Raw genomic sequence first — 1,142 nt, 5'->3', positions numbered from 1 at the left:
CGTGTGCGCCCGCAACGCCAACCGCTCAAACCAATCCCGATGCGCCCGCCGCACCCCCAACTCGCCACCACCACCACGGAGGCGTTCACGCCCATACTCACGCAACGTCTCGAGCATCCGATACCGGATCGCGCCACCGATGTCCTCACGGATCAGGATCGACTTGTCCACCAACGACGACACCAGATCCAACACATCACCGGGCCCATGCCCGTCGCCGCAGATCTGCTCCGCCGCCTCGAGTTCGAAACCCCCCGCGAACACCGACAACCGCGCCCACAACTCCCGCTCGCGCACCGAGAGCAGGTCATAACTCCAATCAACACACTGACGCAACGTCTGCTGCCGCGACGGCGCCCCCCGACTACCCCGCGTAAGCAACCGATACCGATCCGTGAGCCGCTCGAGGATCTGCTCAACCGACATCGCCCGCAACCGCGCCGCAGTCAACTCGATCGGCAACGGCAACCCCTCGAGCCGCTGACAAATCGTCGCCACCGTGCCCTTACTCGCCTCGGTCAACTCGAAACCCGGCACCGCCGAACGCGCCCGCTCGACAAACAACCCCACCGCATCACACCGCAACATCGCCCGCACACTCGACGACACCGCCGGATCCGGCACCGACAACGGCGGCACCGCCACCACCGTCTCCCCACCGATCCCCAACGGCTCACGACTGGTCGCCAAAACCCGCAACCGCGGCGCCGACTTGAGCAACACCTCCGCCAACCCCGCCGCCGCGTCGATCACATGCTCACAATTGTCCAACACCAACAACAGATTCCGCGACCCCACGAAATCGACCAACAACTCCATCGGCGACTGCGCCGCCTGACCCCGCAACCGCAACGCCGACGCCACCGCCTCGGGCACCAACTCCGGCTCACGAACCTTGCCGAGCTCGACCATCCACACCCCGTCGTCGAACGCCCGACCCACCTCCTGGGCCACATGCACCGACAACCGGGTCTTACCGACCCCACCGATCCCCGTCAACGTCACCAACCGCGAACCCGACAACAACCCCCGAACCTCGGACGCCTCACGCCGACGACCCACAAACAACGTCAACTCAGCAGGAAGATTTCCAAGCATGCCCTCAGTGGCAAGCGGCATCGGGCAGCACTCACAATCACGCG

At 65.2% G+C, this 1,142-nt stretch carries 1 protein-coding gene; it reads right to left on the bottom strand.

Annotated features, from left to right (window positions below; genetic code table 11):
• Window positions 1–1,119 (bottom strand): ATP-binding protein (locus G4X40_RS22860; RefSeq protein ID WP_277835939.1); only part of this gene is annotated, 1,119 nt, incomplete at its 3' end.
• Window positions 1,120–1,142 lie beyond the last annotated feature (23 nt).

Origin of the sequence: Speluncibacter jeojiensis (assembly GCF_029589495.1) — a bacterium.
Classification (GTDB): Bacteria; Actinomycetota; Actinomycetes; order Mycobacteriales; family Mycobacteriaceae; genus Speluncibacter; species Speluncibacter jeojiensis.
The sequence above is the reverse complement of the archived record's forward strand: the minus strand, read 5'-3'. Positions and strand labels throughout refer to the sequence as shown.